Raw genomic sequence first — 26,524 nt, 5'->3', positions numbered from 1 at the left:
GGGAGGATGCGGCTGAGAGGCCTCTTGCGTTGTCGACAACTGCCGTTGGGGGGATGATGGCGGATCCGGTGAAAGTTCTGATCGTGGATGACCACCCGATGGTGGCCGAAGGCATCCAGTCGATCCTGGAAAGCTATGGCGATATCGAAGTTGTCGGCTCCCTGACCGACGGGCGCGATGCGGTCGACCAGATGGGCCGCCTGGCGCCGGACGTGGTGCTGATGGACCTCAACATGCCCAAACTCGGCGGCCTCAGCGCCACCGAGATCATCCTGGAACAGCACCCCGGCACCCGCATCCTGATCCTGTCGATGCATGACAGCGCAGAATATATCTCCACCGCGCTCAGCCACGGCGCCATGGGATATGTGCTGAAGGACGTACCGACGGACGAGATCAAACAGGCTATCGACGCTGTGATGCAGGGCAAGACCTATCTGTGCACCGGCGCGGCCGGCTCTCTGAAGCCCAAGGACGGCGACATCCGCGAAGCGCTCACGGGGCGCGAGCAGACGATCCTGCTGGAGCTGGCGCAGGGCAAATCCAACAAGGAAGTCGCGCAAACGCTTGATATCTCTGTCAGGACCGTCGAGACCCACCGCAAGAACATCAAGCGCAAGCTGGGCATTTCCTCCACCGCCGGCCTCACCCGCTATGCGCTGGAGCATGGCGTGCTGCAGGGCACCGGCGCCGGGTTCTGACACCCCCTTCAGAATTGTCTTTGTGATCCCTGGCCCCTGCCCTAGCCTTGCGCGTCAAGGAGCTGCGCCATGACCACAGACAAGCCGCCGATCCCGCCACAGACCCAGGCCAAATGGCAGCGGGTCGTGGACCTGGTGGCGGAACTGACCGATGTGCCGGCCGCGCTGATCATGGCGACGGTGGATCTGGACCACTGGGTCAAGGTCTCCAACACCGCAGAGAACAATCCCTATTACCCGGGCCGCAAGTACCGGCTGAACGACAAGCTCTACTGCTTCGGCGTCTTTGAAAACGACGGCGAACTGGTGGTCGAGGACGCCCAGTGCGAACCGCGCTGGCAAGACAATGAAGACATGGAGCACGCCATGTCCTTCTATATCGGCTACCCGATCAAATGGCCCGATGGCGAGGTTTACGGCACCATCTGCGTGCTCGACACACGCCGCAACAAGCGCGCCCTGATGTTCCGCAAGGGATTGCAGGAGTTCTGCCGGGTGGTCGAAGGCGACCTGGCGCTGCTGCTGGAGGTTGCCCAGCGCAAGCAGGCCCAGGCGGAGCTGCGCGAGACGGTGCGGGCGCGGGAAGACACCATCAAGCGCCGCACCAAGGCGCTGGAGGAAGCCAACACCGCGCTGCGGGTGCTGATCGACAACGTGGAGGCGTCGCGTCACGAGAGCGAGCAGCAGATCGTGCAGCAGATCAAGGGAATGGTGCTGCCCTATGTGGCCAAGCTCAGGCATCTGGATGCGGGCCGCGAGCCGCAGAGCGCCTATCTGATGATGATCGAGGACAATCTGAAGAACATCACCTCTGCGCTCTCGTCCAAGCTGGCACAGACGCTGGAGCAGCTGACGCCAGCGGAGACAGAGATCATGCAGCTGATCATGATGGGCCGCACCACCAAGGAGATCGCCGCCACCCTGGGGCGCGAAACCAGCACCATCGATTTCCACCGCAACAACATCCGCCAGAAACTGGGCCTCAGCCGGCGCGAGAACCTGCGCCAGCATCTGATTGCGCTGAGTTCGGCGGAGTAGCCGCTAGTTCAGGCTGTTCAGAAGCGCCTGCGACGGGTCGCCGGTTGCGGGCAGGCCGCGGCTGGACTGGTAGGTGCTGATCGCTGCACGGCTTTTCGGCCCCAGCACCCCATCGGCGCCGCCGGTGTCAAAACCGCGCGCGGTCAGGCGTTTCTGCAGCAGGATGCGGTCATCCTTGGTCAGCCCGTATTTGTCCGGCGGGAAACTGGCGCGCAGCGGGGCGCCGCCGGCAATGCGGTCGGCCAGGTGGCCCACCCCGATCGCATAGGCATCCGAATTGTTGTAGCGCTTGATGGCGTTGAAGTTGCTGGTGACGAAGAACACCGGCCCGCCCGGCTGCGGCTGCAGGCTGCGCCCCGAAGGCGTGCCCGGCGCCCCGGCCTCGCCGCCCCACTTCAGGCCACGGGTCCAGCCGTTCCGTTGCAGGTAAGCCGCGGTGGAGGCCAGCGCATCGGTCGGATCCTCCGACCAGATATCGCGGCGGCCGTCGCCGGTGAAATCCACCGCAAAGGCCTGGTAGGACGTCGGGATAAACTGGGTATGCCCCATGGCGCCTGCCCAGCTGCCGGTCATGCGGGCAGGCGTGATGTCGCCGTTCTGCAGGATCTTCAGCGCCGCCAGCAATTGCTTTTCGAAAAACGACCCGCGGCGCCCGTCATAGGCCAGCGTCGAGGTGGCGGAGATCACCGGCACGTTGCCGCGGCGCTCGCCAAAGAAGCTCTCCAGCCCCCAGATCGCGCAGATGATTTCCGCATCGACGCCATAGCTGCGCTCCAGCGTGCGCAGGGTGGACTGATGGCGGGCAAAGGCGGCGCGGCCCTTGCTGAGACGTTCGTCCGAGACGGCGATGGAGAGATAATCCTCAAGCGAGCGTTTGAATTCAGTCTGATTGCGGTCGCGCTTGACGACGCCGGGCAGATAACCCGTACCGCGGAATGCCGCACGCAGGGTGGATGGGGAGATGCCCCGGGCCTCTGCCCGGCTGCGGAAGGAGGCAACCCAGGCGTCATAGCCCGCGTTCGGCACTGGCCGCAGGTCCGCAGGCAGGCCGGAGGCGCCGCTGGGACCGCTGCCGGATGGCACCGTGCTGCTGCAAGCGGTCAGCCCCAGGGCTGCCAGGCCAAATCCGAAATGACGCCGTGTGATGCTCATGCTCTCTGCCCGCTCCAATGGGTGTTTTGCTGCCCGGCTTAGGCCGGATCCTTTGCCGGACAGGCTGCCAGAATCCGGCCATGCCGCCAAGGCCCGGAATTCCCCGCAGCAAAGACCCGCCGCCCGCCTTCACGCTCTGATTATGGGGGTTGCCCCCATAATTCCCCCATAATCTTCCGGGGCACCCCTAGGAGCATTACGTGCCTAGCCTTTTTGCATCGCTGCACCAAAGCGGCGGCCAGACAACAACAGGGAGACGGAACCAATGGATGGGCAGAAGAAGGACTTGAAACCGGCCAGGCTCGATGGGCGCAAGGATGATCTGGCCCCCGGCCTGTCACGTCGCAGTTTCTTTGCGGCGGCAGGTGCTGCGGGTGTCGGAACCGCCGCCAGCCTGCTGGGCAGCAGCAGTGTGCAAGCACAATCCACCGACTGGCTGCAGCCGGGCAACAATAACCATGTGATTGATCTGCAGAACATGTCCGCCTTCGCCGATGGCGAAGTGAAGATTGATTTCTACGGCCATTGCGCCCTCAAGATCACCTCGCCCGGCGGGGCCTCGATCCTGTTCGACCCGTGGCGCGACGATCCCTCCGGCGCCTGGGGGCTGTGGTTCAAGCAGAAGTTCCCGGAAACGCTGGTGGATATCACCATGTCCACCCATACCCATTTCGATCATGACGCCATCGACCGGCCGCAATCGACCATGGTGCTGGACCGGATGGCGGGCACGTTTGAATTCGCGGACCTCAGGATCACCGGCTATGCCGACAAGCATGCCTGCGTGGCGCCGGGCTGGTATCCCTGGACCGATGCGCTGGCCGAATTCGGGGTTGAGGCCTGCCCGCCCAACAACCCCGGCCACATGGATATGGTGACCTATGTGGTGGAGACCGGCGGCATCCGCACCCTGATCTGGGGCGACAACCGGCCTGATCCGGCGGACGGGTTCTGGGAGGCCATCGGGCGCATCGACGTGCTGACCCTGCCGGTCGACGGCTCCGAGCACATCCTGTCCTATGTGCAGGCCAACGCGCTGGTGGAGCGGATCCAGCCCAAGGTGGTGATTCCCACCCATTACCTGTCGGAGACCACCACCTACACGCTGTCGACGCTGCAGCCTGCCGACACATGGGTGAAGGAGCAGAAAAGCTTCAGGATGCTGGAGGGCGCATCGCTGTCACTGGCGGCAGCGGATGTGCAGGGGATGAACAAGGAGTTCCTGTACTTCGGGCATAACGCACTGACGGAGTAACCGCCGGTATTGCCGCAACACTGTTGTGCCCGACCGGGCGCCCCCTCCCCCGGGGCGCCCGGTATTGCGGCCGCGGCCCGGCTACGCGGCAGCAAACTTCGCGCGCGAGAAGGCAGCTTCGGCGAAAATCTCCCAGATCTTCTGCTCCAGGCCCGGCGCGCCTATCTCCAAGCAGTTTTTGCGGAAATACCAGGTCATGAATTGCGCATACCCGCCGGTGCGGGCCTGTGCGCGTTCCAGCGCGCCGGCAAACTGCCCCGGCCCGGTGATGGTTTCCGCCATGAGGTGCAGATCCGACGCGCGGTCAAGCGGATTTCAGTCCCGCAGCGCGTCGGCGCGCAGACCCTCGCGCTCGTAGTGGCGGGGCAACACCCGGCCGTAGAGCTGCTTGGTGCGTTCCACCCCGCCGCACATGCCCTCGGTCTCGACAAAGGAGAAAATGCCGACATAGCGTCTGCGCGGGCCTGTCACCGGGGCCACCCGGTGCAGGGAATACCGGCCGCGGAAAATCTGCAGGTCGCCCGGCTGCAGCACCAGCTTGCGCACCAGCGGCGAACCGCCCGCCAGCACCCGCGCCACGCCATCGTAATTCTCATCCGTGGGGGTGCGCAGCATCGGCGCATATTCAAACTCGCCGCCTGCCTCGCCGTTCTGGATTGCCAGCGTCACCGTGTAGTTGTTGGTGTCGAAATGCCAGGGGAAGCCGTCGCCCTCCTCCACCATATTGATGATCACGTCCGCCAGCGGATCGTCATAGCGGAAGAAGCGGCCCTCCGGCTCGCCCAATGCCTCGCGGATGAAGGGCATGAAACCGGGAAATTCGTAGATCGTCCGCAGCGGACTGCCGGCGCCGAAATTGTCCGCCGGGATGAAGGCGTTGGAACGGTCGTAGAACTTGCGCACCGGGTGGCTTTCCGGCAGCGTCGGATCGTCCTTAGAGAAATAGGCATTGGTGCGGCTGAACGACTTATGCCCCTGATCCGCCACGGAATCGGCCTCCGCCGCCAGCCTGGCAATGCCGTCCGCATGCACAAAGCCGGGCAGCACCGCGCAGCCGTCGGTCTCCAGCTCGCTTTGCAGATCCGACATCATCCGCGCATAGGCCGGAGAGCCGGGCCTGTCGATCGGATAGCGCCCCAGATCCACCAGTTCCGCAAGTTCAACCATATCCATGCCCTTCCCTGTCGCCTCTTTTCAGGAAAACTTGCCTGCTGGTGAAGAGCTGATCTGGCACAAACGGGACACGGGCATGCCGGTTTTGAACGAATCCGCACTGGTACGCGCCGTCACTTTCGCGGAAATTTCGCCACACCCCGGGTTGTGAGCAAGAAAATGTCCCTGAACAGGTGTTTTTTGACAGCTTTCGCGGTTGACGCCCCTGTCCGGCAGACATAATGTCGCCCGCAACGCAAGAAGGAGCCTGTGGCAGTGACCACCCTAGTCGTAATCGTAGGAACCAAGCGCATGGGCCGGTAACGGTAGACCATAATCGAACCCATGCGCCTCCGAATGAAAATCGGGGGCTTTTTTTATGCGTAACGGACGATGCCGCCAATTGGAGCAAAAAGCAGATGACACGTGAAATGACCGGCGCAAAGATGGTTGTCCAAGCCCTGAAGGATCAGGGTGTGGACGTAGTCTTCGGATACCCAGGCGGCGCCGTGCTGCCGATCTATGACGAGATCTTTCTGCAGAATGACATCCGCCATGTTCTGGTTCGGCACGAACAGGGCGCGGTGCACGCCGCCGAGGGCTATGCCCGCTCCACCGGCAAGCCCGGCGTTGTCCTGGTGACCTCAGGTCCCGGTGCCACCAATGCGGTGACGGGCCTCACCGACGCGCTCTTGGACTCGATCCCGATCGTGGTTCTGACCGGCCAGGTGCCGACCTTCATGATCGGCTCGGACGCCTTCCAGGAGGCCGACACTGTCGGCATCACCCGCCCCTGCACCAAGCACAACTGGCTGGTCAAGGATACCGATGCGCTGGCCGGCACCCTGCATGAAGCCTTCCATGTCGCCAAATCCGGCCGCCCCGGCCCGGTTCTGGTCGACATTCCCAAGGACGTTCAGTTCGCCAACGGCAAGTATCAGGGGCCGAAGCCGTCGGCCTCGCATTACCAGCCGCAGCTCAAAGGCGACATGGAAGAGATCACCGAGCTGGTCGAGGCCATCGAGAAGGCCAAGCGCCCGGTCTTCTATACCGGCGGCGGCGTCATCAACTCCGGCACCGCAGCCAGCCAGCTGCTGCGTGAGCTGGTGGACGCCACCGGCATTCCGGTCACCTCGACCCTGATGGGGCTTGGCGCCTATCCGGCCTCCGGCAAGAACTGGCTGGGGATGCTGGGCATGCACGGGCTTTACGAGGCCAACATGGCGATGCACGGCTGCGACTTGATGATCAACATCGGCGCCCGCTTCGATGACCGGATCACCGGCCGCATCGACGCCTTCAGCCCGAAGTCGAAGAAAGCCCATATCGACATCGACCCCTCCTCGATCAACAAGGTGATCCGGGTCGACATCCCGATTGTCGGCGATGTGGCCCATGTGCTGGAGGACCTGCTGAAGGTCTGGAAGGCGCGCGGCCGCAAGGTGAACCGCGAGGCGCTGGAGAAGTGGCACAAGCAGATCAACGAATGGCGCGCGGTGAATTGCTTGTCGTTCAAGAACTCGGAAAAGACTATCAAGCCGCAATATGCGCTGCAGCGCCTGGAGGAGCTGACCAAGGGCCGCGACCGCTATGTCACTACCGAGGTCGGCCAGCACCAGATGTGGGCGGCGCAGTACCTGGGCTTTGAGGATCCGAACCGCTGGATGACCTCCGGCGGGCTTGGCACCATGGGCTATGGCTTCCCGGCCTCGATCGGCGCCCAGATGGCGCATCCGGACGCGCTGGTGATCAACGTCGCGGGCGAGGCGTCGTGGCTGATGAACATGCAGGAAATGGGCACCGCGGTGCAGTTCCGCCTGCCGGTGAAGCAGTTCATCCTCAACAACGAGCGCCTGGGCATGGTGCGCCAGTGGCAGGAGCTGCTGCACGGCGAGCGCTACAGCCACAGCTGGTCCGAGGCGCTGCCTGATTTCGTGAAGCTCGCCGAGGCCTTCGGCTGCAAGGGCATCTGCGTCAGCGATCCGGCCGACCTGGACGATGCGATCATGGAAATGATCGACTACGACGGGCCGGTGATCTTCGACTGCCTGGTAGAGAAGCACGAGAACTGCTTCCCGATGATCCCGTCGGGCAAGGCGCACAACGAGATGCTGCTGGGCGAGGCCGAGACGCAGGGCGTCATCCAGGCCGGCGGCGCAGTGCTGGTCTAAGTCGGAACAGGAACAGGATTTTGCAGGGCGGCACCGCCCTGCCCCGATTTCAGGAAAGGGACTTGAATGTCTGCCCTACACATCAAAAAAGGCTCTACCCGCCATTCCGCCTACAACCTGCGCCCAACCTTTTCGGACGTGCAGGAAAAACACACCATTGCGGTGCTGGTGGAAAACGAACCCGGTGTTCTGGCCCGTGTCATCGGCCTGTTCTCCGGCCGCGGCTACAACATCGAAAGCCTGACCGTGGCCGAGGTGGACCACACCGGCCACCTGAGCCGCATCACCATCGTCACCACCGGCACCCCGCAGGTGATCGAGCAGATCAAGGCGCAGCTGGGCCGCATCGTTTCGGTCCGCGACGTGCATGACCTGACCGTCGAGGGCGCCGCGGTGGAGCGCGAGCTTGGCATTCTCAAGGTGGTGGGCGAAGGCGAAAAGCGCGTCGAGGCGCTGCGGCTGGCGGATATCTTCCGCGCCAACGTGGTCGACAGCACCCTGAACAGCTTTGTCTTTGAAATCACCGGTGCGCCGGAAAAGATCGATGCCTTTGCCGATCTGATGCGCCCGCTCGGCCTGGCCGAAATCGCCCGCACCGGTGTTGCCGCCCTTCTGCGCGGCAACTGACCCTGCTGCCAGCCCCGACCGGGCTGGCGCTACCCTTGAACGATCTGAAGCGGCGCGGAAACGCGCCGCTTTTCTGCTACCTGGAGCGGGAACGGAATAACTTTCGGCTCCGGGCTTTTGGCTTCGGCCTCCCCGTGGTTGCCCGCAGTGGCGCACAGCCGGTCTGCCAGGTCCGGGCTGCCCTGCTCCATCAGAACAGCCAGGTTCTCTGCAATCCGGATATTACCACTCAAGGTTATATCAAACTCAACCCAGTCACCCGGATGCAGATCCTGAAAATCCGCGCCAGTCTTGTGTGTGAAGAAAGCAAGGTCCCCCTGGTCATCGCACCAGATCACGGCTTTGGTCAGGGGGGCGTCACTCCATAAAATGACTCCAATCATACCAGTCCTCGTATTGCCGCATTTCAATTCTGAAGCAATTGAGCTGACGCTAACACGACAAAAAACGGGTCGTGCTATTGCATTTTGTGTCAGTTCGACTAGCCTTCTGACGTGAATTAGCGACACCCCTGACGCAAGACAGCCGCACAGCCTGCTGCTCTGATGCAAAGAATGGCGTAAACCGCGGGCAAAAGGGGCAAATTTTAAGTTAAAGCCGAACCATCGGGACCCGGAATGCACAGCCAGAACCGCTCTCCAGCTGACTTGAGGAACATGTTTGGCGCGAACTTGCGTCAACTGGCGCGGCAATATCCGTCCATTTCGGAACTGTCGCGCCAGCTGGGCATCAACCGCACCCAATTCAACCGCTACCTGTCCGGCGAGAGTTTCCCGCGCCCGGACGTTCTGGACCGTATCTGCCGTTTCTTTGAGGTCGACGCCCGAATTCTGCTGGACCCTGTCGAATCCCTTTCAAAGGCGGGCCAGGTTGTAAACGGCGCCTTTCTGGCTGATTTTCTGGGCCACGGCGTGCAGCAGCTGACAGAGGAGTTTTTCCCTTCCGGTTTTTACCGCTTCACCCGCCGCAGTTTCATCAACGAAGAGAAGTTCGTGATCGGGCTCGTCTATGTGTTCCGCGCGGCAGGCGTCACCTATATCAAGGGGTTCGAGGCCAAGGAGGCAATGCTGAGCCAGGGCCTGCCGGCCAGCCCCGGGGTGCGGGAGTTCCGCGGCTACATTAGCGGCCACGAGGATGGCGTCGCCTTCGTGATCGCCCGGCGCAAGGCAATGACCTACTCGTTCAACTACCTGGCCCGGGTGGCGTCTCTGCAAAACAACTTCTGGTCAGGCTACGTCGCCCGCACCGTCCGCGATAGCAGCACCGGCGAACGGGTGACGCGGATGGTCTATGAGCATCTTGGCCGCGACACCGGGCAGGTTCTGGCGGCTGCCCGCAGCGCCGGTTTTGCCGATGAGGCCGACCTGCTGCCGTTCCACCGGCGCCTGCTGAACACCAGCCAGCCGTTTCGCTGACGCTAACTGGCGTCAGCCAGCCGGTAGATGTGCCAGGTGGCGTGGCCCAACAGCGGCAGCACCAGGAACAGCCCCAGGAACCACGGCAGAAGCGCCGCAAAGGTCAGCGCCGCGATCATTCCGGCCCAGATCATCATCACCACGAAGTTCTGCTGCACATACTGGAAGCTGGTGATCATCGCGGTGACGAAATCCACTTCGCGGTCCAGCAGCAGCGGCAGCGCAATCACCGTGATCATGTACAGCAGCAGCGCAAACAGCGCCCCGACAACCGTGCCGACCGCCAGCATGGCCAGCCCGTTGGCGGTCAGGAAGACCTCGGCTGAAGTGGAGATATTGGTCATGGTGGCGTGGCCCATGAACAGGGCAAAGATCATGTGGCCCAGGAAGAACCAGAACAGGAACACCACAACGATGATGGCGCAGATCGACGGCAGCTGGCGGCGGCTTTGCTGCGCCACCACCCCCAGGATGCGGCCGATGGCAATCCCCCTGCCCTGTTCCAGCCGGTGCGAGACCTCGTAGAGGCCGACCGCGGCAAAGGGGCCGATCAGCGGAAACCCTATGGCCGCCAGCACCAGCCAGTAGGTGGTGCCGGTGCGGACGGTGACCCAGGCCATCATCCAGCCTGCCAGCACATAAACCGCAGCAAAGAACAGCCCGTAGAGCGGCTTCTTGCGGAAGTCCTCCCAGCCCCGGCGCAGCGCCTCGAACAGCATCTGCGTCGTGACGGGCTGCAGCGGCGGCACGCCAAAGGGCTTTTCAGGTGTCATTGCGGTACTCCTCCCCTCCGGCAGGCCCTGTTTTCTGTCCGGTTGCGGATGGCCTGCGTCCTTGTCAAAAGCAGCATCAAATATGCTTCATTTGAGCCTAGCCGCGAATTCCGCAGAATAAAATGCCTTGCAGATGCATGATTTAACCGCCGCGCCGCCCGTAGCGCCGCGCCGAAAGAAAAGGGGCGGCCCGCGCAGGCCGCCCCTAAAGAAACCATCCGTTTCCCTGCCCGGAAGCCAGCCGGATCAGTCCTCGGCCTGCGCGTCGGCGCGGCTCTTGCCGGAGACATTGAGCGCCAGCGTGGCGGCCATGAAGCCGTCCAGATCGCCATCCAGCACCCCCTTGGTGTCCGAGGTTTCATGCTGGGTGCGCAGGTCCTTCACCATCTGGTAGGGCTGCAGCACATAGGAGCGGATCTGGTTGCCCCAGCCGGCATCGCCCTTGGCCTCATGCGCCTCGTTGATGGCGGCGTTGCGGCGGTCCAGCTCCTGCTGGTACAGGCGCGATTTCAGCGCCTTCATGGCAATGTCGCGGTTCTGGTGCTGCGATTTCTCCGACGACGTCACCACGATGCCGGTCGGAATGTGGGTGATCCGCACCGCCGAGTCGGTGGTGTTGACGTGCTGGCCGCCCGCGCCGGAGGAGCGGTAGGTGTCTACCCGGATATCGGCCGGGTTCACTTCGATCTCGATGTTGTCGTCAACCACCGGGTAGACCCAGACCGAGCTGAACGACGTGTGCCGCTTGGCCGCCGAATCATATGGTGAGATCCGCACCAGCCGGTGCACGCCGCTTTCGGACTTCAGCCAGCCATAGGCGTTATGGCCGGAAATCTTGTAGGCTGCGGATTTGATGCCCGCCTCGTCGCCCGCGCTTTCGGACTGCAGCTCGACCTTGTAACCCTTCTTCTCGGCCCAGCGCACATACATCCGCGCCAGCATCGAGGCCCAGTCGCAGCTTTCGGTGCCGCCGGCGCCTGCGTTGATCTCCAGGAAGGTGTCATTGGCATCGGCCTCGCCGTCCAGCAGGGCTTCCAGCTCCTTCTCGGCCGCTTTCTTTTTCAGCGCCGCCAGTGACGCCTCGGCGTCCTTGATGACCTCGGCGTCGTCTTCCATCTCGCCCAGCTCGATAAGCTCGATATTGTCGGACAGGTCCTGCTGGATGCCCTTGTAGGTGTCGATGGAATCCACCAGCGCCTGGCGCTCGCGCATCAGCTTCTGCGCCGCCTCCGGGTCGTCCCACAGGTTCGGATCCTCAACCCGCGCGTTGAACTCCTCCAGCCGGTATTCGGCGGTTTCCCAGTTCATCCGCTGGGCCAGCAGCTCCAGCGATTTCTCGATGTCTGCGACGATATTCTGGGTTTCCGCGCGCATTTCAGTTCCTTGAAATCTCTTGTCCGGCTTGCGTGATAAACCACCCGCGCGCCGCGGGCAAGCGGCGCTCGGGTACCTTGGCAGCGGCGGATCAGTAAAGCCCGCCGGAGCTGACCGTGCCGAAAGTGGCCTTGGGCCCCAGCACTGCGGTGCCGCCGCTGGAGGTGGTGACCTGGCGGCCCGACTGCTGCACTTCCTCGACCAGAGGCAGGTTCGAACCCATCGCGAAGCCGCCGTCATAGGTCAGGCCGAAGATCGGCTCCGCCCCGTCGCGGAAGTATTCCGCCACCACATAGGCGCCGGAGGCGCTGTCGGGCAGCCGCGCGCCGGTGTAGCGGTCGATCTTGATGAAATGGCCGCCTTCCGGCACCTCGAACGGGCCGCCGCCGAATTTCTCGGTCGCCTTCTTCATGAACTGCTGGAACACCGGCCCGCACATGGTGCCGCCATAGGCGCCGCGGCCCATCGGGCGGGGCTGGTCAAAGCCCATGTAGCAGCCCGCCACGATGTTGGAGGTGAAGCCGACAAACCAGACATCGCGGGAATCGTTGGTGGTGCCGGTCTTGCCCGCGGTGGGCACCGGCAGGTTGATCACGCTCGACGCGGTGCCGCGGTCAACCACGCCCTTCATCATCGAGGTCAGCTGATAGGCGGTGATCGGGTCCATCACCTGTTCGCGGTCGGTGACAATGCGCGGCGCCTGACCGGGCGCCAGCGTCGGGTCCGAGCAATCGACGCAATCGCGGTCGTCGTGGCGGTAGATGGTCTTTCCGAAGCGGTCCTGCACCCGGTCCACCAGCGTCGGCTGCACCCGCTCGCCGCCGTTGGCGAACATCGCATAGGCCGCCACCATCTTGTAGAGCGTGGTTTCCTCCGATCCCAGCGAGTTGGCCAGGAACGGCCCCATGTTGTCATAGACGCCAAAGCGCTCGGCGTAGCCCGCCACCACTGGCATCCCGACCTCCTGCGCCAGGCGGATGGTCATCAGGTTCCGGCTCATCTCGATACCGGTGCGCAGCGGCGTCGGCCCGTAGAACTTGTTGGTGGAGTTCTTGGGCCGCCACAGGCCCTGCGGCGTGTTGATCTCGATCGGGGCATCGACCACGATGGTCGCCGGGCTGTAACCGCTGTCCAGCGCTGCCGCATAGACAAACGGCTTGAAGCTGGAGCCCGGCTGCCGCATCGCCTGGGTCGCACGGTTGAACACCGAATGCTGGTAGGAGAAGCCGCCCTGCATCGCCAGAACCCGGCCGGAGTTCACGTCCATCGCGACAAAGCCGCCCTGCACTTCCGGCACCTGCCGCAGCGACCAGTGGCTGAAGGCATCGTCCTTTGTCTCGGCCCGGACTAGCACCACGTCGCCGCGGGTGAAGTTGTCGGCAAAGCTGCCCTTCATCCATTTGATGTCGGAGCGCGGCACCGAGCCGGTGCCCTCGCTCTGCTCGACGCCGACGGTCAGGCTCTCGCTGCCGACCTCCAGCACCACCGCCGGATACCAGCGGCCGCCCAGCACGATGTCGCGGGACACCTCAGCGTTTGCCAGCGCTGCCCGCCAGGTGGGCTCATCCTTCAGCTGTTCCTCTTCCAGCTTGACGCCGGTGCCGCGCCAGATGCCGCGGGAGCGGTCGTATTTCTCCAGGCCGCCGCGCATCGCCAGCGCCGCCTCGGCCTGCATGTCATGGTCAATGGTCGCGCGCACGGTAAAGCCGCCGGTGAAGAATTCGCCCTCACCGAAATCTTCGGTCAGCTGGCGGCGGATTTCATCGGTGAAATAGTCGCGCGGCGGCAGCGTGGTGCGGAAGCCCTCGAAATCGCCGTTCTGGACCGAGCGCAGCGGCTGCGCCACCTCGACCTCATAAACGTCCTTGGAGATATAGCCGTTCTCGCGCATCTCCCGCAGCACATAGTTGCGCCGGGCCAGCAGGCGCTCCTTCTGGCGCACCGGGTGGTAATCCGACGGCGCCTTGGGCATCGAGGCGAGCGTCGCCGCCTCATGCGGCTCCAGCTCGCCCAGGGTCTTGTTGAAATAGGTCTGCGCCGCCGCGGTCACGCCATAGGAGTTCTGGCCCAGGAAAATCTCGTTCAGGTACAGCTCCAGGATCCGTTCCTTGTCGAGCGTTTCCTCCAGCCGGGTGGCGAGGATGATCTCCTTGATCTTGCGCTCGGCCCGGCGGTCGCCGGACAAGAGGAAGTTTTTCATCACCTGCTGGGTGATGGTGGAGGCGCCGCGCACGTTCTGCCCGCGCGAGCGCACCGCCTCGATCGCCGCCGCCGCAATGCCGCGGGCGTCATAGCCTGAATGGCTGTAGAAGTTCTTGTCCTCAGCCGAGATGAAGGCCTGCTTCACCAGGTCCGGGATCTCATGCGACGGGGTGAACAGGCGGCGTTCCTTGGCGAATTCGTCGATCAGATGCCCCTCGCCCGAATAGATCCGGCTGATCGTCGGCGGCTGGTACTGGGCCAGCGATTCATGGCTCGGCAGGTCGCGCCCGTAGATCCAGAACACCGCCCCGATGGTCAGCGCCACCATCGCCACGCCAAGGGTGATGGTGCTGAAGATGGAGCCGAAGAAAGAGAATATGAACCTGAGCACGGGTGTGGGCCTTTCACGCGGGGTGCCGCCTATATAGGCGCGGCGGCTGCCGGGGTCAAAGCATGCAGCGGCGAATTAGCGCTGCCGTGAATCCTGCTGCCTGGAGAATTGGTTTTGAGCCGCCTCTGATGTATCCTGTTCGGACAATACTAACAGCGGCTGCCCCATTTTCCCAATGCTTGCCGCGGTTCGGCGCAAGCGGCGGGCAGGCTGAACGCATGTGCACGCATTCGCCGTCCTGGCCTGCCTCCCGATACCCCGCCCACCAGCCGCGGCGCGTACCCGAAACATGTTTCACCCGGCAGTCCGAAAGGTGGAGGAGACTGCTATGGCCAAGCTCGGAGCCCCGGTAGGCGGCGGCAAAACAGCCGTGAACGACCCCAAAGATGTGGTTCTGGTCCAGAAGATGCTCAATGAACACGCGAAGACCGTCGGCTACAAGCGGGTGCCCACCAACGGCAAGGTGGGCCAGCCGACGATTCTCGCCATCGGCCAGTTCCAGCAGCAGGTGGTGAAGACCAAGGTGACTAGCCTGGTCGAGCCCGGCTCCAAGACCTTCAAGATGCTGGACAGCTCTCCGGTCAAGGTCGCCGAAAAATTCGCCAAGGCGCAGGGCGGCAGGCCGCTGCCCGCCAAGGGCAAGGTCTATGAGGTGAAATGGCGGGGCAAGACCCACTGGTTCACCGAGGACGACATGGGCACCGCCATGGAGGCGATCCAAAGCCGCCTGCATGTCGAGACCATGGCCTTCATGAGCACGCTCAACAACTACCGCGACCAGTACCGCGAAATGCAAAAGGGGTTCTGGACCTTCTTCGTGAAGATGGTGACCCCCAATGCCGACATCGAACGCCCGGCAAAGTCGCTGAAGAAGGCCGACGCCGCGGTGGGCAAGCTGGTGAACATGACCTACGGCAAAAACAAGAAGAGCCTGCTGGCCTCCTTCAAGCAGATGAAACAGACCAAGATCCTGCTCGATGCGGTGGCGATGGACCTGAACATGCTGTCCAAGGAGCTGGGGCAAAGCGCCAAGATCTGCGAGGAGATCTCGGTCGACCTGCGCGACGGTTCGGCCGACATCGTGCAGCTGATCCTGGTCACAAACGGGGTAAACCCCGCAACCGCCGGTGCCGTGGTCGCCGCAAGCAAGAACACCGTCCAGGAGATCGCCAACGGCTGGATTCTCAAAGGGCAATGGGTCAAGGAAGGCGGTGTGGCCGGCTCCTTCAAACGGGTTGTCTTCGCCGGGATAGCAGGCGGGTTTTCCGGCTGGATCGGCGCCAAGGCCGGCCAGTTCATCATGAAAGGGGTCGGTGAAAGACTCGCCACCCGCATGGTCACCAACCGCTGGATCGGCAAGCACCTGTGGAGCACGGCAGCCCGTTGGGGCGGCAATGAAATCGGGGCGATTATCGGGCGTTACCCGAGCCTGACCCGCAAGGTGGGCGGGGAGATTGCCATCCAGACCGTCGTGCGGATGGCGCATAAATTCTTCACCGGACGCGCTCTTTCCAAGGCATTGACCGATCGCATGAACGCTTTGGAGAAAATCGTCAGCTCCTGCATGGAAAAGAGCAAGGCTGAAGGGCAGCTCATGGACTGCATCGCTGCCAAAGTGGAAAAGCAGGGGCTGATGGCGAAAATCGCCGATGACATCCTGGCCCCGAACAAACAGGCGCTCGAGCGCGAGATCGACAAGGCACTGGCCAAGGCAGAAGCAAAGGCTGGCTGACAGGGACCCCGTTGAGGGCCGGGCGTCCGCGCCGGGCCCCTATTTGGCGCCGCCCGGCGCTACTGCCGCACCAGCGCGCGGCGGGCATCATCCTGGGCGCGCCAGGCGATCAGGCCATTGAGGATGCCGCGCGCGGCCTTGGCGCGCCACTCCGCGTCCACCAGATTCTTCAGGTCGCGCTTGCTGGACAGAAACCCGAGCTCCACCAGCACTGAGGGGATATCGGCAGATTTCAGCACCGAAAACCCGGCAGAGCGCAGCGGCCGGTTGTTGATCGGCCGCCCCTGCGCGCGCAGGCCGTCGATCAGCGCGGCCGCCAGCGCGTCGCTGCGCGGCTGGGTTTCCTGCCGGGCCAGGTCCAGCATAATGCTGGTCACCCGGTCATCCGCCTGGCTGAGGTCGGTGCCGGACAAAAGGTCGGCCCGCAGGTGCCGCTCCGCCAGCTTGGCGGAGGCCGCATCCGAGGCCTCCCTGGACAGGGTGTAAACGGTGGAGCCATGCGCGCGGCCCTCGCTGATGGTATCGGCATGCAGCGAAATGAACACATCCGCCCCTGCTTGATGCGCCATCGCGATGCGCCGCTCCAGCGAGACGAAGTAGTCATTATCGCGGGTCATCCGCACGGTGAACTGGCCGGAGCGCACCAGCACCTCGCTCAGTTCCCGGGCGAACTGCAGCATCAGGTGTTTTTCGATGACATGCTCCGTCTCCGCCCCCGGATCGATGCCGCCATGGCCCGGATCCAGCATCACCAGAAGCGGCGCGTTTTCGTCCCGCGCGGCCCTGGTGCCGACCGCTTCCGGTGCGGGCAAATCCCAGCGCGGGTCCCGCGGCGCGCCGGCGGCTGCGGCAAATTCCTTTGCCGTGACGGGCTCCAGCGAAACCGAGAGCTTCGCCGCCGCCGTCACCTGGTCCACGGACATCGCGGCTGCGGCCACCTTCATCGGCTCTGCCAGCTGCAGCACCAGCCGCGACCATCCGGGCACATAGGTGCCGAATTGCGCCGCGGTGACCTGATCCCCCTGCAGCAGCTTTTCGGCCGTCAGCCCGGTCCAGTCGACCTCCTGGAAATCCAGCACCAGACGCGGCGGTTCGGTCAAGGTGAACAGCCGGTACGGCACCCCTTGGCTGAGGCCCAGGGAAATCTCCGCCCCCTGCCCGGCGTCCCGCACCCGGGCAGCGCCTGCATCAATGCGCGCCAGGCCGCTGAAGCTGCTGCTGCCGGACTGCGCCCAAGCGCCTGCCGCCAGGATCCAGATCAATGCCGTGAGTGTGATCAGTCTGCCCATATCCGCCTCTTGCCCGGCCTGCTGGCCTTTTGGCCGGCAGACTAGGCAATTTGCGCGGGCTTGGAAATCCGCCTTCTGCGGTTATCCCCGGCTTACGCGCGGATCACCCCCGGGAGGCCATGAACAGCGCCAGCCGCGCCAGGCCCTCCTCGATATCCATGGTGGAGCGCGCATAGGAGAACCGCAGTGTGGTGGCGCCGCGGACGGGGTCGAAATCCAGCCCCGGCGTCACCGCAACGCCCGCCTTTTCAAGGATTTCCGCGGCAAAGCTGCGGCTGTCATCTGTCAGGTCCGACACATCCGCATAGACATAGAACGCCCCGTCCGGCGGCGCGATCCTGGTGAAACCGGCCTTGGGCAGACCTTCCAGCATCAGCTGGCGGTTCTTTGCGTAGACAGCCAGATTCTCCCGCATCTCGTCCTCGCAATCCAGCGCCGCCAGCGCTGCCACCTGGCTGGCGTGCGGCGCGCAGATGAACATGTTCTGGGCGATCCGCTCCACCACCCGCACATGATCCTCCGGCACCACCATCCAGCCGACCCGCCAGCCGGTCATCGAGAAGAACTTGGAGAAGGAGTTGATGACGTAGCATTCATCCGTCAGCTCCAGCGCGGTGACCGCTTTCGCCTCATATTCCAGCCCGTGGTAGATTTCGTCCGAAATGAAGCTGGCGCCCTCGGCCTGTGCAGCATCGATCAGAGACCCCATTGCCGCGCGATCCAGCATGGTGCCGGTCGGGTTGGCAGGCGAGGCCACCATCAGCCCTGACAGTTTCTGTCCTGCGAGGTCCGCCGCCACCGGCTGCAGCCGGTTTTCCGGTGCGGTCTGGATGTCCACCGGGGTCAGCCCCAGCGCCTTCAGGATCTGCCGGTAAGAGGGATAGCCCGGCGCGCCGATGCCGACCCGGTCGCCGCTGTCGAACAGGGCGGTGAAGCTGAGCAGAAAAGCGCCGGAGGAGCCTGGCGTCACGATCACCCGCTCCGGGTTCAGATCGACGTTGTACCAGTCGCCGTACAGCTGGGCGATACGCTTGCGCAGGGCTGGCAGACCCAGGGCAACCGTATAGCCCAAGGCGTTGTTTTCCAGCGCATTTCCCAGCGCCTTCAACGCCCCCGATGGCGCCCCGGTCGACGGCTGGCCGACCTCCATGTGGATGATGTGGCGGCCTGCCTCCTCAGCCTTGCGGGCAGCCTCCATCACATCCATCACAATGAAGGGATCGACCTCGGACCGGGTTGAGTTTCGCATGCTTATCTCCCAATGTGCGCGCATGAGTTTTGACCGTTTCTTCCGGCTGGCGTCAATCCCGGCTCTTGTGCTTTGCGCGCTGGTCCAATTATCGGCGGCGGCGCATGCAGCGTCAATTTCGCTGCTGCGGGACCCGGATATCGAACACGGGCTGAACCGGCTGGCGGCCCCGGTGCTGCGCGCCGCGGGGCTCAATGCGAACCGGGTTCGCATCCTCATGGTCAATGACAGCTCCTTCAACGCCTTCGTCCTGGATTCCCGAACGATTTTCGTGAATTACGGGCTGATCCTCAAGGTCACCTCGCCGGAAATGCTGCAGGCCGTGCTGGCCCATGAGGCCGCCCATATCACCAATGGCCACCTGTCGCGGCGGATGCAGAACCTGCGTTCCGCCAACAGTGCTGCCGGGCTTGGCCTGGCCTTGGCCGCTCTGGCCGCGGCCGCCGGCGGCGGGGATGCGGCGGCCGGGATCGCCATCGGCACGCAAAGCTCCGCCTTCCGCAGCTTTCTGGCCCATACCCGCGCCGAGGAAAGCAGCGCCGACCGGTCCGCCGCTGATTACCTGAACCGCGCCGGCATCAGCCCGCAGGGGCTGGTCGATCTGCACCGCGCCTTTGCCGGCCAGGAAGTGCTCAGCGCCGGCACCCAGGACCCCTACACCCGCTCGCATCCCCTGAGCCGCGACCGCATCCGCGCCGCGCAGGCCTATCTGGCGGCCTATGGCGACAAGGGGCAGACCAGCCCGGAGGCGCAGTACTGGTTTGCCCGCGTCCGCGGCAAGCTGTCAGCCTTCACCCGCGCCCCGAAATGGACCCTGCGCCGGGTGCGAGAGGAACAGTACAAGGACGTCCGCCTGATGCGCGAGGCCGCTGCCTATCACCGGCAGAACAGCCTCAAGAAGGCACTGAAAGCGATCAATGGCGCACTGGCGGCGCGCCCTTCCGACCCCTTCTACCACGAATTGAAGGGCCAGATCCTGATCGAGAACCGCCAGTGGTCCGCGGCACTTGCCGCCTATGGCAAGGCCGTCAGCCTCGCCCCCAAGGACCCGCTGATCCTGACCGGCTACGGCCGCGCCCAGCTGGCGGCGGGCCAGCCCAAGGCGGCGCTCAAGTCCATGGAACGCGCCCGCAGCATCGACTTCCGCAATACGGTGCTGCTGCGCGACATGTCGCTGGCCTATGCCAAGTCCGGACAAACCGGCATGGCCGCCCTGGTCACTGCCGAACGCTATGCCTTGCAAGGGCGTCTGAACGACGCCGGCATTCACGCCAAACGGGCCGTCGCCCAGCTGCCAGCAGGATCCCCCGCCGCCCGGCGGGCGCAGGATGTGCTGGTGGCCTATGAACAAGCTCAGAAGAGAAAGAGACGCAAATGACCCTTTTCACCCGCACCGCCACCGCCGCGGCTACCGCCCTCGCCCTCATGGGCGCTCCGGTGCAGGCCTTTGACATCAGTGCGATGTCCGAGGCTGAGCGCGAGGCCTTCGGCAAAGAGGTGCGCGAGTACATCCTGGCCAACCCGGAGCTGATCCTGGAAGCGGTCGACCTGCTGGAGCAGCAGCAGCAGCAGGCCGAAGCCGCCCGCGATGACGTGCTGGTGGCCGAGAACCTGGAAGAGCTGCGGAACGACGGCTATTCCTGGGTCGGCGGCAACCCTGATGGCGACATCACCCTGGTCGAATTCATGGACTACCGCTGCGGCTACTGCCGCAAGGCCGCGCCGGAGGTTGCCAAGCTGCTGGAAAGCGACGGCAACATCCGCCTGGTGATCAAGGAACTGCCGATCCTGGGCGACGCCTCGGTGCTGTCGGCGCGCTTTGCCGTCGCCGCCAAGCATGTGGCGGGCGACGATGCCTACAAGGACGTGCATGACGCGCTGATCGAGTTCGGCGGCGAGCCGAACGAGGTCGCCCTGCGCCGCCTGGCCGAAGGCCTGTCGCTGGATGCCGAGGCCATCTTTGCCAAGATGGACAGCGAGGAAGTGACCGCCGAACTGCGCCAGACCCGCGCGCTGGCGCAGAAGATGGCAATCTCCGGCACCCCGACATTTGTGCTGGGCAATGAACTGCTGCGCGGCTACCTGCCTGCCGACCAGATGGAAATCATGGTGGCGGAGATCCGCGAGCAGCAAAGCTGATCAGTTGAGCCTTACCGGCAGGACCGGGGCTCTACCCGCCGCCATTGGGCTTGAACCAATGGCGGACCAATGGCAGCCCCGGAGTATTTTTGCAAAGAAGAAGCTGGGATGGCGTTTGAGGCGCCTTACTCCGCCGCTTCCTGGGCCGCCTCGATCTGGGCGGCCTTTTTCTCGACCTCTTCAACGATGTGGTCGACCATCTGCTCGTTGGACATCTTGTGGCTGGCCTTGCCCGCCAGATAGACCATGCCGGAGCCCGCGCCGCCGCCGGTGAAGCCGACATCGGTCATCAGCGCTTCGCCGGGGCCGTTCACCACGCAGCCGATGATCGACAGGCTCATCGGCGTGTGAATGTGGGCCAGCCGTTCCTCCAGCGTTTCCACCGTCCTGATCACGTCGAACCCCTGCCGCGCGCAACTGGGGCAGGAGATGATGTTGACGCCGCGGTGGCGCAGGCCGAGGGATTTGAGGATCTCAAAGCCCACTTTCACCTCCTCCACCGGATCGGCGGAGAGGCTGACGCGCAGGGTGTCGCCGATGCCCATCCACAGCAGCTGGCCGAGGCCGATCGCCGATTTGATGGTGCCGGAAACAAAACCGCCCGCCTCGGTGATGCCGAGGTGGATCGGCGCGTCGGTGGCCTCTGCCAGCTGCTGGTAGGCCGCGGCGGACATGAAGACGTCGGAGGCCTTCACCGAAATTTTGAACTCGTGGAAGTCGTGGTCCTGCAGGATGCGGATATGATCGAGGCCGGACTCCACCATCGCTTCCGGGCAGGGCTCGCCGTATTTGTCCAGCAGGTGCTTCTCCAGGGAACCGGCATTCACCCCGATGCGGATCGAGCAATTGTGGTCGCGGGCGGCCTTGATCACCTCGGCCACGCGCTTCTCGTCGCCGATATTGCCCGGGTTGATGCGCAGGCAGGCGGCGCCCGCCTCCGCCGCCTCGATGCCGCGCTTGTAGTGGAAATGGATGTCGGCGACGATCGGCACCGGGCTTTCGCGGACGATCTCCTTCAGCGCCTTGGAGGATGCCTCATCCGGCACCGAAACCCGTACCAGATCGGCCCCCGCCTCTGCTGCGGCCTGCACCTGTGCGACGGTTGCCGCCACATCGGTGGTCAGCGTGTTGGTCATGGTCTGCACCGCAATCGGGGCGTCGCCGCCGACGGGCACGTTGCCCACCTGGATCTGGCGGCTCTTGCGGCGCTCGATATGGCGCCAGGGGCGGATGTGGTTCATCGACATGCAGTTCGTGTCCCGGCTGGATCCTGTTAGCGCCTAGATACGTGCAGACGCCCGGCGCTGCAATGGCAGCACCGGGCGTCTTGTGCGAATTCCTGCGAAAGGATTACTCCGCGGGCTGCGGTTCGGCCTGAAGCTGCGCAACCAAAGTCGCCAGCGCCTCGTTCTTGCCATCCTGCAGATCGGCGAGTTCAAACCGGCCGACGATCGCATCCATCGACAACTCGACATTCTTGGTGACCTGGCCGCGTTCGCCGACCGGGCCGAAATGCTCGCCGTTGACAGCGAAATAGATGGCGCTGCTTTCCCCGGTGCGCAGCTTTGGCGCATCCTCGGTCATCGGCACCTGGAACCGCTGGCCCGCATCCATGATGGTTTCCAGGATCACGCTGCCATCAGCCGCGGTGACCTGCACCCAGGAGGGGCGCACCGCAACCATTTCGACACCCGGCGTAACTTCAGCCACAACCTGCGGCACCTGCGGTCCCTGCTCACCCGCCTGCAGCGGGCCGATACCGTCAAACGGCAGGCTGGCCTCTGCCAGACTCACCGTGGGCACATCCGGCGCTGCAAAGTTACCCAGCGTGGACGGATCAATGGTGGAAATCGGCGCGTCGCGCGCCACCAGCACCGGCACATCCAGTGCCTGCGGGCGGTACAGCCGGTCCAGCGCCTCAGCCGCGGGGTCCTGGGCGCCTTCGGCCACCTCCAGCACCGCACTGCTGAGCGGGTCGAGATCAGCCAGCACCGCCGGGGTCTGGTCCACCGGCGCAAACTGCACCTGCTGCACCTCTTTCAGCACGGCCCAGCCGCCATAGGTGATGCCGCCGATCAGCCCCGCCAGCACCATCAGCGAACCGACAGCGCGCAGTTCAATCTTGCTCAGGATGCTGCTGGGAGCGGGAATGAACGGAGTATTCGGAGAGGCAAAGGCATCACCGCCCAGCCCCTTGGACGAGGCAGCCGGCACGCTGCCGGATTTGCTGCGGCTGGAGGCCTCGGCCGACATGCCGTGGGCCACGGAGAAGCCGCTTTCCTTGCAGAAGTCCTGGAACGCCTGTTCGGCATCCATGTTCAGATAGCGCGCATAAGACCGCACGTAGCCGGCGATAAAGCCGGGCGTGTCAAACGCGGAAGGATCGGAGTTTTCGATGGCAGCGATGTAGGAGGCTTTGATCCGCAGCTCGCGCTGGACGTCAAGCAGCGATTTGCCCATCGTCGCCCGCTCGCCGCGCATCACGTCGCCAAGCTTCAGCTCGAAATCGTCAAAACCCTTCGGCTCTGGCGTTCCGCCATGGTCATCTTGCTTGCGCTGGGTGAAGCGCCCGATCATGCCTGCCGTCCCATAATTTGCCTGCCGCCATCGTTCCAGAGCGGTGAAAGAATCGCACTTGCGACTCAGATCCGCTCATTGATTGACAACAGCGTAACACACTCAGCGTTAATTTACACTGATCAGTAAGTTACCCGGCAAGTTCGGCACGATTCAGCGCACAATGCGACCACAATGCGTCCATTGCGTGGACCAGTGCGTCGATCTCCTTGGGACCGTGCACCGGCGACGGCGTGAAGCGCAGGCGCTCGGTGCCGCGCGGCACTGTGGGGAAGTTGATCGGCTGCACGTAGATGCCGTAATCCTCCAGCAGGTGGTCGGACAGCACCTTGGTGTGGACCGGGTTGCCGACGATCACCGGCACGATGTGGCTGCCATGGTCAATAATCGGCAGGCCCAGCCCCTTCAGCCGCAGCTTCAGCACCTTGGCCTGGTCCTGATGCTTGTCGCGCAGGTCCTGCGCCCCCTTCAGATAGGCGACAGAGGCCGCGGCCCCGGCAGCCACCGCCGGCGCCAGCGAGGTGGTGAAGATGAAGCCCGGCGCATAGGAGCGGATGGCGTCGCACATCTTGGCAGAGGCCGCGATATAGCCGCCCATCACGCCATAGGCCTTGGCCAGGGTGCCATTGATGATGTCGATGCGGTGGGCCAGGCGGTCACGCTCGGTGACGCCGCCGCCGCGGGGGCCGTACATGCCGACCGCGTGCACCTCGTCGATATAGGTCAGGGCACCGAATTCGTCGGCCAGGTCGCAGATTTCCGCGATCGGGCCAAAGTCGCCGTCCATCGAATAAACCGATTCGAAGGCGATAAGCTTGGGCGCTTCGGGGTCGTCGGCTTCCAGCAGCTCGCGCAGATGGGCGACGTCATTGTGGCGGAAAATGCGCTTGGCACCGCCGTTGCGGCGCACGCCTTCGATCATCGAGGCATGGTTCAGCGCGTCGGAATAGATGATCAGCCCCGGGAACAGCTTGGGCAGCGTGCTCAGCGTCGCGTCATTGGCGATATAGGCGGAGGTGAACAGAAGCGAAGCTTCCTTGCCGTGCAGGTCGGCCAGCTCGGCCTCCAGCAGCTTGTGGTACACCGTGGTGCCGGAGATGTTGCGGGTGCCGCCGGAGCCGGCGCCAGTGGAGTCGATGGCGTCATGCATCGCGTCCAGAACCACCGGATTCTGGCCCATGCCGAGGTAATCGTTGCCGCACCAGACGGTGATGTCCTGCTTGGTGCCGTCGGGCCGGGTCCAGACCGCGTGCGGGTAGTGGCCCTTCTTGCGCTCGATGTCGATGAAGGTCCGGTACCGGCCCTCTTCGTGAAGGCTGGCAATCGCTGCATCCAGTTTCGCGGTATAGTCCACCGGCATCTCCATAGCTAATAGTGCTCCTGCGGAGCACGCGGGCTGTGTAAAGGGCACGGGTCTTCTGACGATTAGGCCGCAATCACGTTTACGATTGGTTACCTTAGGCGTCCCCTTCGATCAACTGCATACGCGCCGCCAGGGGTGCGCAACATTGATGCAGGTCAAATAAAACTTAAACAGCGGCCGGGCAAGGACAGCTGCGGCCAACCCGTGGCCGTTTGCGTCGTAACTGTTTCCCTTTTTTCCATATAGTGTGCAGGATCGGAAACCCCAGCGGCCGAAAATGCCGGGAAAATCCGGCGTTGAGACCACTGGCCCCTCCCCAGCCGCGCTGCTAGGGTCCGCGGCAAATCGGCCCTTATCCCGGGCCTCCCCCGGACAAACAGGAGAGCAAGAGATGGCACTGAATGACGTTCTGGACCGGATCGACGCAGAGCTGGACGCCGCCACCGAACGGCTGATGGAGCTGTTGCGGATCCAGTCGATTTCCACCGACCCGGCCTATAAGGCAGACTGCGACAAGGCTGCCGACTGGCTGGTGGCGGACCTCAACAGCATCGGCATCAAGGCAGAGAAACGCGCAACTCCAGGCCACCCGATGGTGGTCGGCCATGTGGGCGGGGAAAACACCGATGCCCCACACGTGCTGTTCTACGGCCATTATGATGTGCAGCCGGTCGACCCGCTGAACCTCTGGAACACGCCGCCGTTTGAGCCGCAGCTGGAGGAAACCCCCAACGGCACCGTGATCCGCGGCCGCGGGTCGTCGGACGACAAGGGCCAGCTGATGACCTTTGTCGAGGCCTGCCGCGCCTGGAAGGCCGTCAACGGCTCCCTGCCCTGCCGCATCACCTTCTTCTTCGAAGGCGAAGAGGAAAGCGGCTCACCCTCGCTGATCCCCTTCATGGAAGCAAACGCCGAAGAACTGAAGGCCGACATCGCGCTGATCTGCGACACCTCGATGGTGTCGCGCGGGGTGCCGTCGATCTCCTCGCAGCTGCGCGGCATGCTGAAGGATGAGTTCACCGTGATCGGCCCGCGCATCGACCTGCACTCCGGCCACTACGGCGGCCCCGGCCTGAACCCGCTGCGAGAGCTCAGCCGCATCGTCGCCTCCTTCTATGACGAGGAGACCGGCAAGGTCGCCGTAGAAGGCTTCTATGAAGGCGTGCACGAGGTGCCCGAGGACCAGCTTCGCCAGTGGGAAGGCTGCGGCTTTGACGAGAAGGACTACCTCGCCAACGCAGGCTACACTCAGGCGCATGGCGAAAAGGACCGCTCGGTGCTGGAACAGCAGTGGGCGCGCCCGACGCTGGAGGTGAACGGCCTCTGGGGCGGCTATAACGGCGCTGGCTCCAAGACCGTGATCCCGTCGGAGGCACATTGCAAGATCACCTGCCGCCTGGTCGGCGACATGGACCCGGACGCGCTGCGGGTGAAGATCCGCAAGCATGTGGAGGCGCAGCTGAAACCCGACTGCAAGGTGGTCTGGGACAACGATCTCGAAGGCTCCAAGGCTTCTGTCATGGACATAACCCGCCCCGAATTCGCCGCCGCCCGCGCTGCGCTCTCGGACGAATGGCAGCGCGAGGCGGTGTTCTGCGGCATGGGCGGTTCGATCCCGATCGCGGGCTTCTTCAAGTCGATCCTGGGCATGGAGTCGATGCTGGCGGGCTTTGCCAACGAGGACGACGCGATCCATTCGCCGAACGAGAAATACGACCTGAAGAGCTTCCACAAGGGCATCCGGTCCTGGGCGCGGATCCTGGACGCGCTGACACAGAAGTAATTGATTGGCGAGGCGGGTAAATTGCCCGCCCCGCCACCGCCTTCCCCGAAAGACAGGGCACTCTCCCGCCCGTCATCAGCGCTCTGACGAGCGCCTCTTCCCATTGGGCTCGGGGGAGACAAAAGAGGAGCCGGGAACAAA

22 protein-coding genes are annotated in these 26,524 nt (G+C 63.8%); 10 read left to right on the top strand and 12 right to left on the bottom strand.

What is annotated here, in order from left to right:
• The first annotated feature begins 56 nt into the window (after positions 1-56).
• Both AC58NV_RS00110 and AC58NV_RS00105 read left to right on the top strand, forming a co-directional pair.
• Entirely contained in the window at positions 57-701 is a 645-nt protein-coding gene (locus tag AC58NV_RS00110; protein ID WP_497226369.1) for a response regulator transcription factor, read from the top strand.
• A 69-nt stretch (positions 702-770) separates the two neighbouring features.
• Positions 771-1,739 (top strand): LuxR C-terminal-related transcriptional regulator, encoded by a 969-nt coding sequence (locus tag AC58NV_RS00105; RefSeq protein WP_497225350.1) that lies wholly within the window; start codon positions 771-773, stop codon positions 1,737-1,739.
• Between the two features lie 3 nt (positions 1,740-1,742).
• Here the strand turns inward: AC58NV_RS00105 and AC58NV_RS00100 are convergent, their stop codons facing one another.
• Positions 1,743-2,891, bottom strand: coding sequence for a lytic murein transglycosylase (locus AC58NV_RS00100; RefSeq protein ID WP_497225349.1), 1,149 nt, complete (start codon positions 2,889-2,891; stop codon positions 1,743-1,745).
• 265 nt (positions 2,892-3,156) lie between these two features.
• Between AC58NV_RS00100 and AC58NV_RS00095 the strand changes: the two genes are divergently transcribed.
• Entirely contained in the window at positions 3,157-4,146 is a 990-nt protein-coding gene (locus AC58NV_RS00095; RefSeq protein ID WP_497225348.1) for an MBL fold metallo-hydrolase, read from the top strand.
• Between the two features lie 81 nt (positions 4,147-4,227).
• Here AC58NV_RS00095 and AC58NV_RS00090 read toward each other — a convergent pair whose 3' ends face one another.
• Positions 4,228-4,428 (bottom strand): hypothetical protein, encoded by a 201-nt coding sequence (locus tag AC58NV_RS00090; RefSeq protein WP_497225347.1) that lies wholly within the window; start codon positions 4,426-4,428, stop codon positions 4,228-4,230.
• 33 nt (positions 4,429-4,461) lie between these two features.
• Positions 4,462-5,313, bottom strand: a complete 852-nt coding sequence (locus AC58NV_RS00085; RefSeq protein ID WP_497226368.1) for a HalD/BesD family halogenase — start codon at positions 5,311-5,313, stop codon at positions 4,462-4,464.
• Positions 5,314-5,717: 404 nt separating this feature from the next.
• Between AC58NV_RS00085 and AC58NV_RS00080 the strand changes: the two genes are divergently transcribed.
• Both AC58NV_RS00080 and ilvN read left to right on the top strand, forming a co-directional pair.
• Positions 5,718-7,469: an acetolactate synthase 3 large subunit gene (locus AC58NV_RS00080; RefSeq protein ID WP_497225346.1), complete on the top strand. Its 1,752-nt coding sequence runs from the start codon at positions 5,718-5,720 to the stop codon at positions 7,467-7,469.
• Positions 7,470-7,535: 66 nt separating this feature from the next.
• On the top strand, positions 7,536-8,096 hold the full coding sequence (gene ilvN / locus AC58NV_RS00075) for an acetolactate synthase small subunit (RefSeq protein WP_366659774.1): 561 nt from the start codon (positions 7,536-7,538) through the stop codon (positions 8,094-8,096).
• A gap of 29 nt (positions 8,097-8,125) precedes the next feature.
• Here ilvN and AC58NV_RS00070 read toward each other — a convergent pair whose 3' ends face one another.
• Positions 8,126-8,479, bottom strand: a complete 354-nt coding sequence (locus AC58NV_RS00070) for a S1 domain-containing protein (RefSeq protein WP_497225345.1) — start codon at positions 8,477-8,479, stop codon at positions 8,126-8,128.
• A 273-nt stretch (positions 8,480-8,752) separates the two neighbouring features.
• Here AC58NV_RS00070 and AC58NV_RS00065 point away from each other — a divergent pair, with 273 nt between their 5' ends.
• Positions 8,753-9,511 carry a helix-turn-helix domain-containing protein gene (locus tag AC58NV_RS00065; protein WP_497225344.1) on the top strand — a complete coding sequence of 253 codons (759 nt, stop codon included), beginning with the start codon at positions 8,753-8,755 and terminating at the stop codon, positions 9,509-9,511.
• 2 nt (positions 9,512-9,513) lie between these two features.
• Here the strand turns inward: AC58NV_RS00065 and AC58NV_RS00060 are convergent, their stop codons facing one another.
• The 3 genes from AC58NV_RS00060 to AC58NV_RS00050 all read right to left on the bottom strand — a co-directional run bounded on the left by AC58NV_RS00060 (position 9,514) and on the right by AC58NV_RS00050 (position 14,251).
• Positions 9,514-10,284: a DUF2189 domain-containing protein gene (locus AC58NV_RS00060; RefSeq protein ID WP_497225343.1), complete on the bottom strand. Its 771-nt coding sequence runs from the start codon at positions 10,282-10,284 to the stop codon at positions 9,514-9,516.
• 246 nt (positions 10,285-10,530) lie between these two features.
• Positions 10,531-11,658 carry a peptide chain release factor 2 gene (gene prfB / locus AC58NV_RS00055; RefSeq protein WP_497225342.1) on the bottom strand — a complete coding sequence of 376 codons (1,128 nt, stop codon included), beginning with the start codon at positions 11,656-11,658 and terminating at the stop codon, positions 10,531-10,533.
• Positions 11,659-11,749: 91 nt separating this feature from the next.
• Complete coding sequence (locus AC58NV_RS00050; protein WP_497225341.1) at positions 11,750-14,251, bottom strand: penicillin-binding protein 1A; 2,502 nt, start codon at positions 14,249-14,251, stop codon at positions 11,750-11,752.
• Positions 14,252-14,579: 328 nt separating this feature from the next.
• On the opposite strand from AC58NV_RS00050, the gene AC58NV_RS00045 reads away from it, so the two are divergent.
• Positions 14,580-15,983 carry a hypothetical protein gene (locus AC58NV_RS00045; RefSeq protein ID WP_497225340.1) on the top strand — a complete coding sequence of 468 codons (1,404 nt, stop codon included), beginning with the start codon at positions 14,580-14,582 and terminating at the stop codon, positions 15,981-15,983.
• Between the two features lie 59 nt (positions 15,984-16,042).
• On the opposite strand, the gene AC58NV_RS00040 is transcribed toward AC58NV_RS00045, so the two are convergent.
• The gene (locus tag AC58NV_RS00040) at positions 16,043-17,272 is read right to left on the bottom strand and encodes an N-acetylmuramoyl-L-alanine amidase (RefSeq protein ID WP_497225339.1); all 1,230 of its coding nucleotides are present in this window, start codon (positions 17,270-17,272) and stop codon (positions 16,043-16,045) included.
• Between the two features lie 103 nt (positions 17,273-17,375).
• Entirely contained in the window at positions 17,376-18,521 is a 1,146-nt protein-coding gene (locus AC58NV_RS00035; RefSeq protein ID WP_497225338.1) for a pyridoxal phosphate-dependent aminotransferase, read from the bottom strand.
• Between AC58NV_RS00035 and AC58NV_RS00030 the strand changes: the two genes are divergently transcribed.
• Together AC58NV_RS00030 and AC58NV_RS00025 are read left to right on the top strand one after the other, a co-directional pair.
• A complete protein-coding gene (locus AC58NV_RS00030; protein ID WP_497225337.1) occupies positions 18,520-19,899 on the top strand; it encodes a M48 family metalloprotease in 1,380 nt (459 codons plus the stop codon). The genes AC58NV_RS00035 and AC58NV_RS00030 overlap by 2 nt on opposite strands.
• Complete coding sequence (locus tag AC58NV_RS00025; RefSeq protein ID WP_497225336.1) at positions 19,896-20,660, top strand: DsbA family protein; 765 nt, start codon at positions 19,896-19,898, stop codon at positions 20,658-20,660. Before AC58NV_RS00030 ends, AC58NV_RS00025 begins: the two co-directional genes overlap by 4 nt.
• A 125-nt stretch (positions 20,661-20,785) precedes the next feature.
• Here the strand turns inward: AC58NV_RS00025 and ispG are convergent, their stop codons facing one another.
• From ispG to hemA, 3 genes are all read right to left on the bottom strand, one after another.
• Positions 20,786-21,907, bottom strand: a complete 1,122-nt coding sequence (gene ispG / locus AC58NV_RS00020; RefSeq protein WP_497225335.1) for a flavodoxin-dependent (E)-4-hydroxy-3-methylbut-2-enyl-diphosphate synthase — start codon at positions 21,905-21,907, stop codon at positions 20,786-20,788.
• A gap of 103 nt (positions 21,908-22,010) precedes the next feature.
• Complete coding sequence (locus AC58NV_RS00015) at positions 22,011-23,237, bottom strand: helix-turn-helix domain-containing protein (RefSeq protein WP_497225334.1); 1,227 nt, start codon at positions 23,235-23,237, stop codon at positions 22,011-22,013.
• Positions 23,238-23,367: 130 nt separating this feature from the next.
• Positions 23,368-24,603 (bottom strand): 5-aminolevulinate synthase, encoded by a 1,236-nt coding sequence (gene hemA, locus AC58NV_RS00010; RefSeq protein ID WP_497225333.1) that lies wholly within the window; start codon positions 24,601-24,603, stop codon positions 23,368-23,370.
• A 388-nt stretch (positions 24,604-24,991) separates the two neighbouring features.
• Here hemA and AC58NV_RS00005 point away from each other — a divergent pair, with 388 nt between their 5' ends.
• Positions 24,992-26,383, top strand: coding sequence for a M20/M25/M40 family metallo-hydrolase (locus tag AC58NV_RS00005; RefSeq protein WP_497225332.1), 1,392 nt, complete (start codon positions 24,992-24,994; stop codon positions 26,381-26,383).
• Positions 26,384-26,524 lie beyond the last annotated feature (141 nt).

This window comes from Leisingera sp. ANG49, assembly GCF_059694505.1.
The sequence above is the reverse complement of the archived record's forward strand: the minus strand, read 5'-3'. Positions and strand labels throughout refer to the sequence as shown.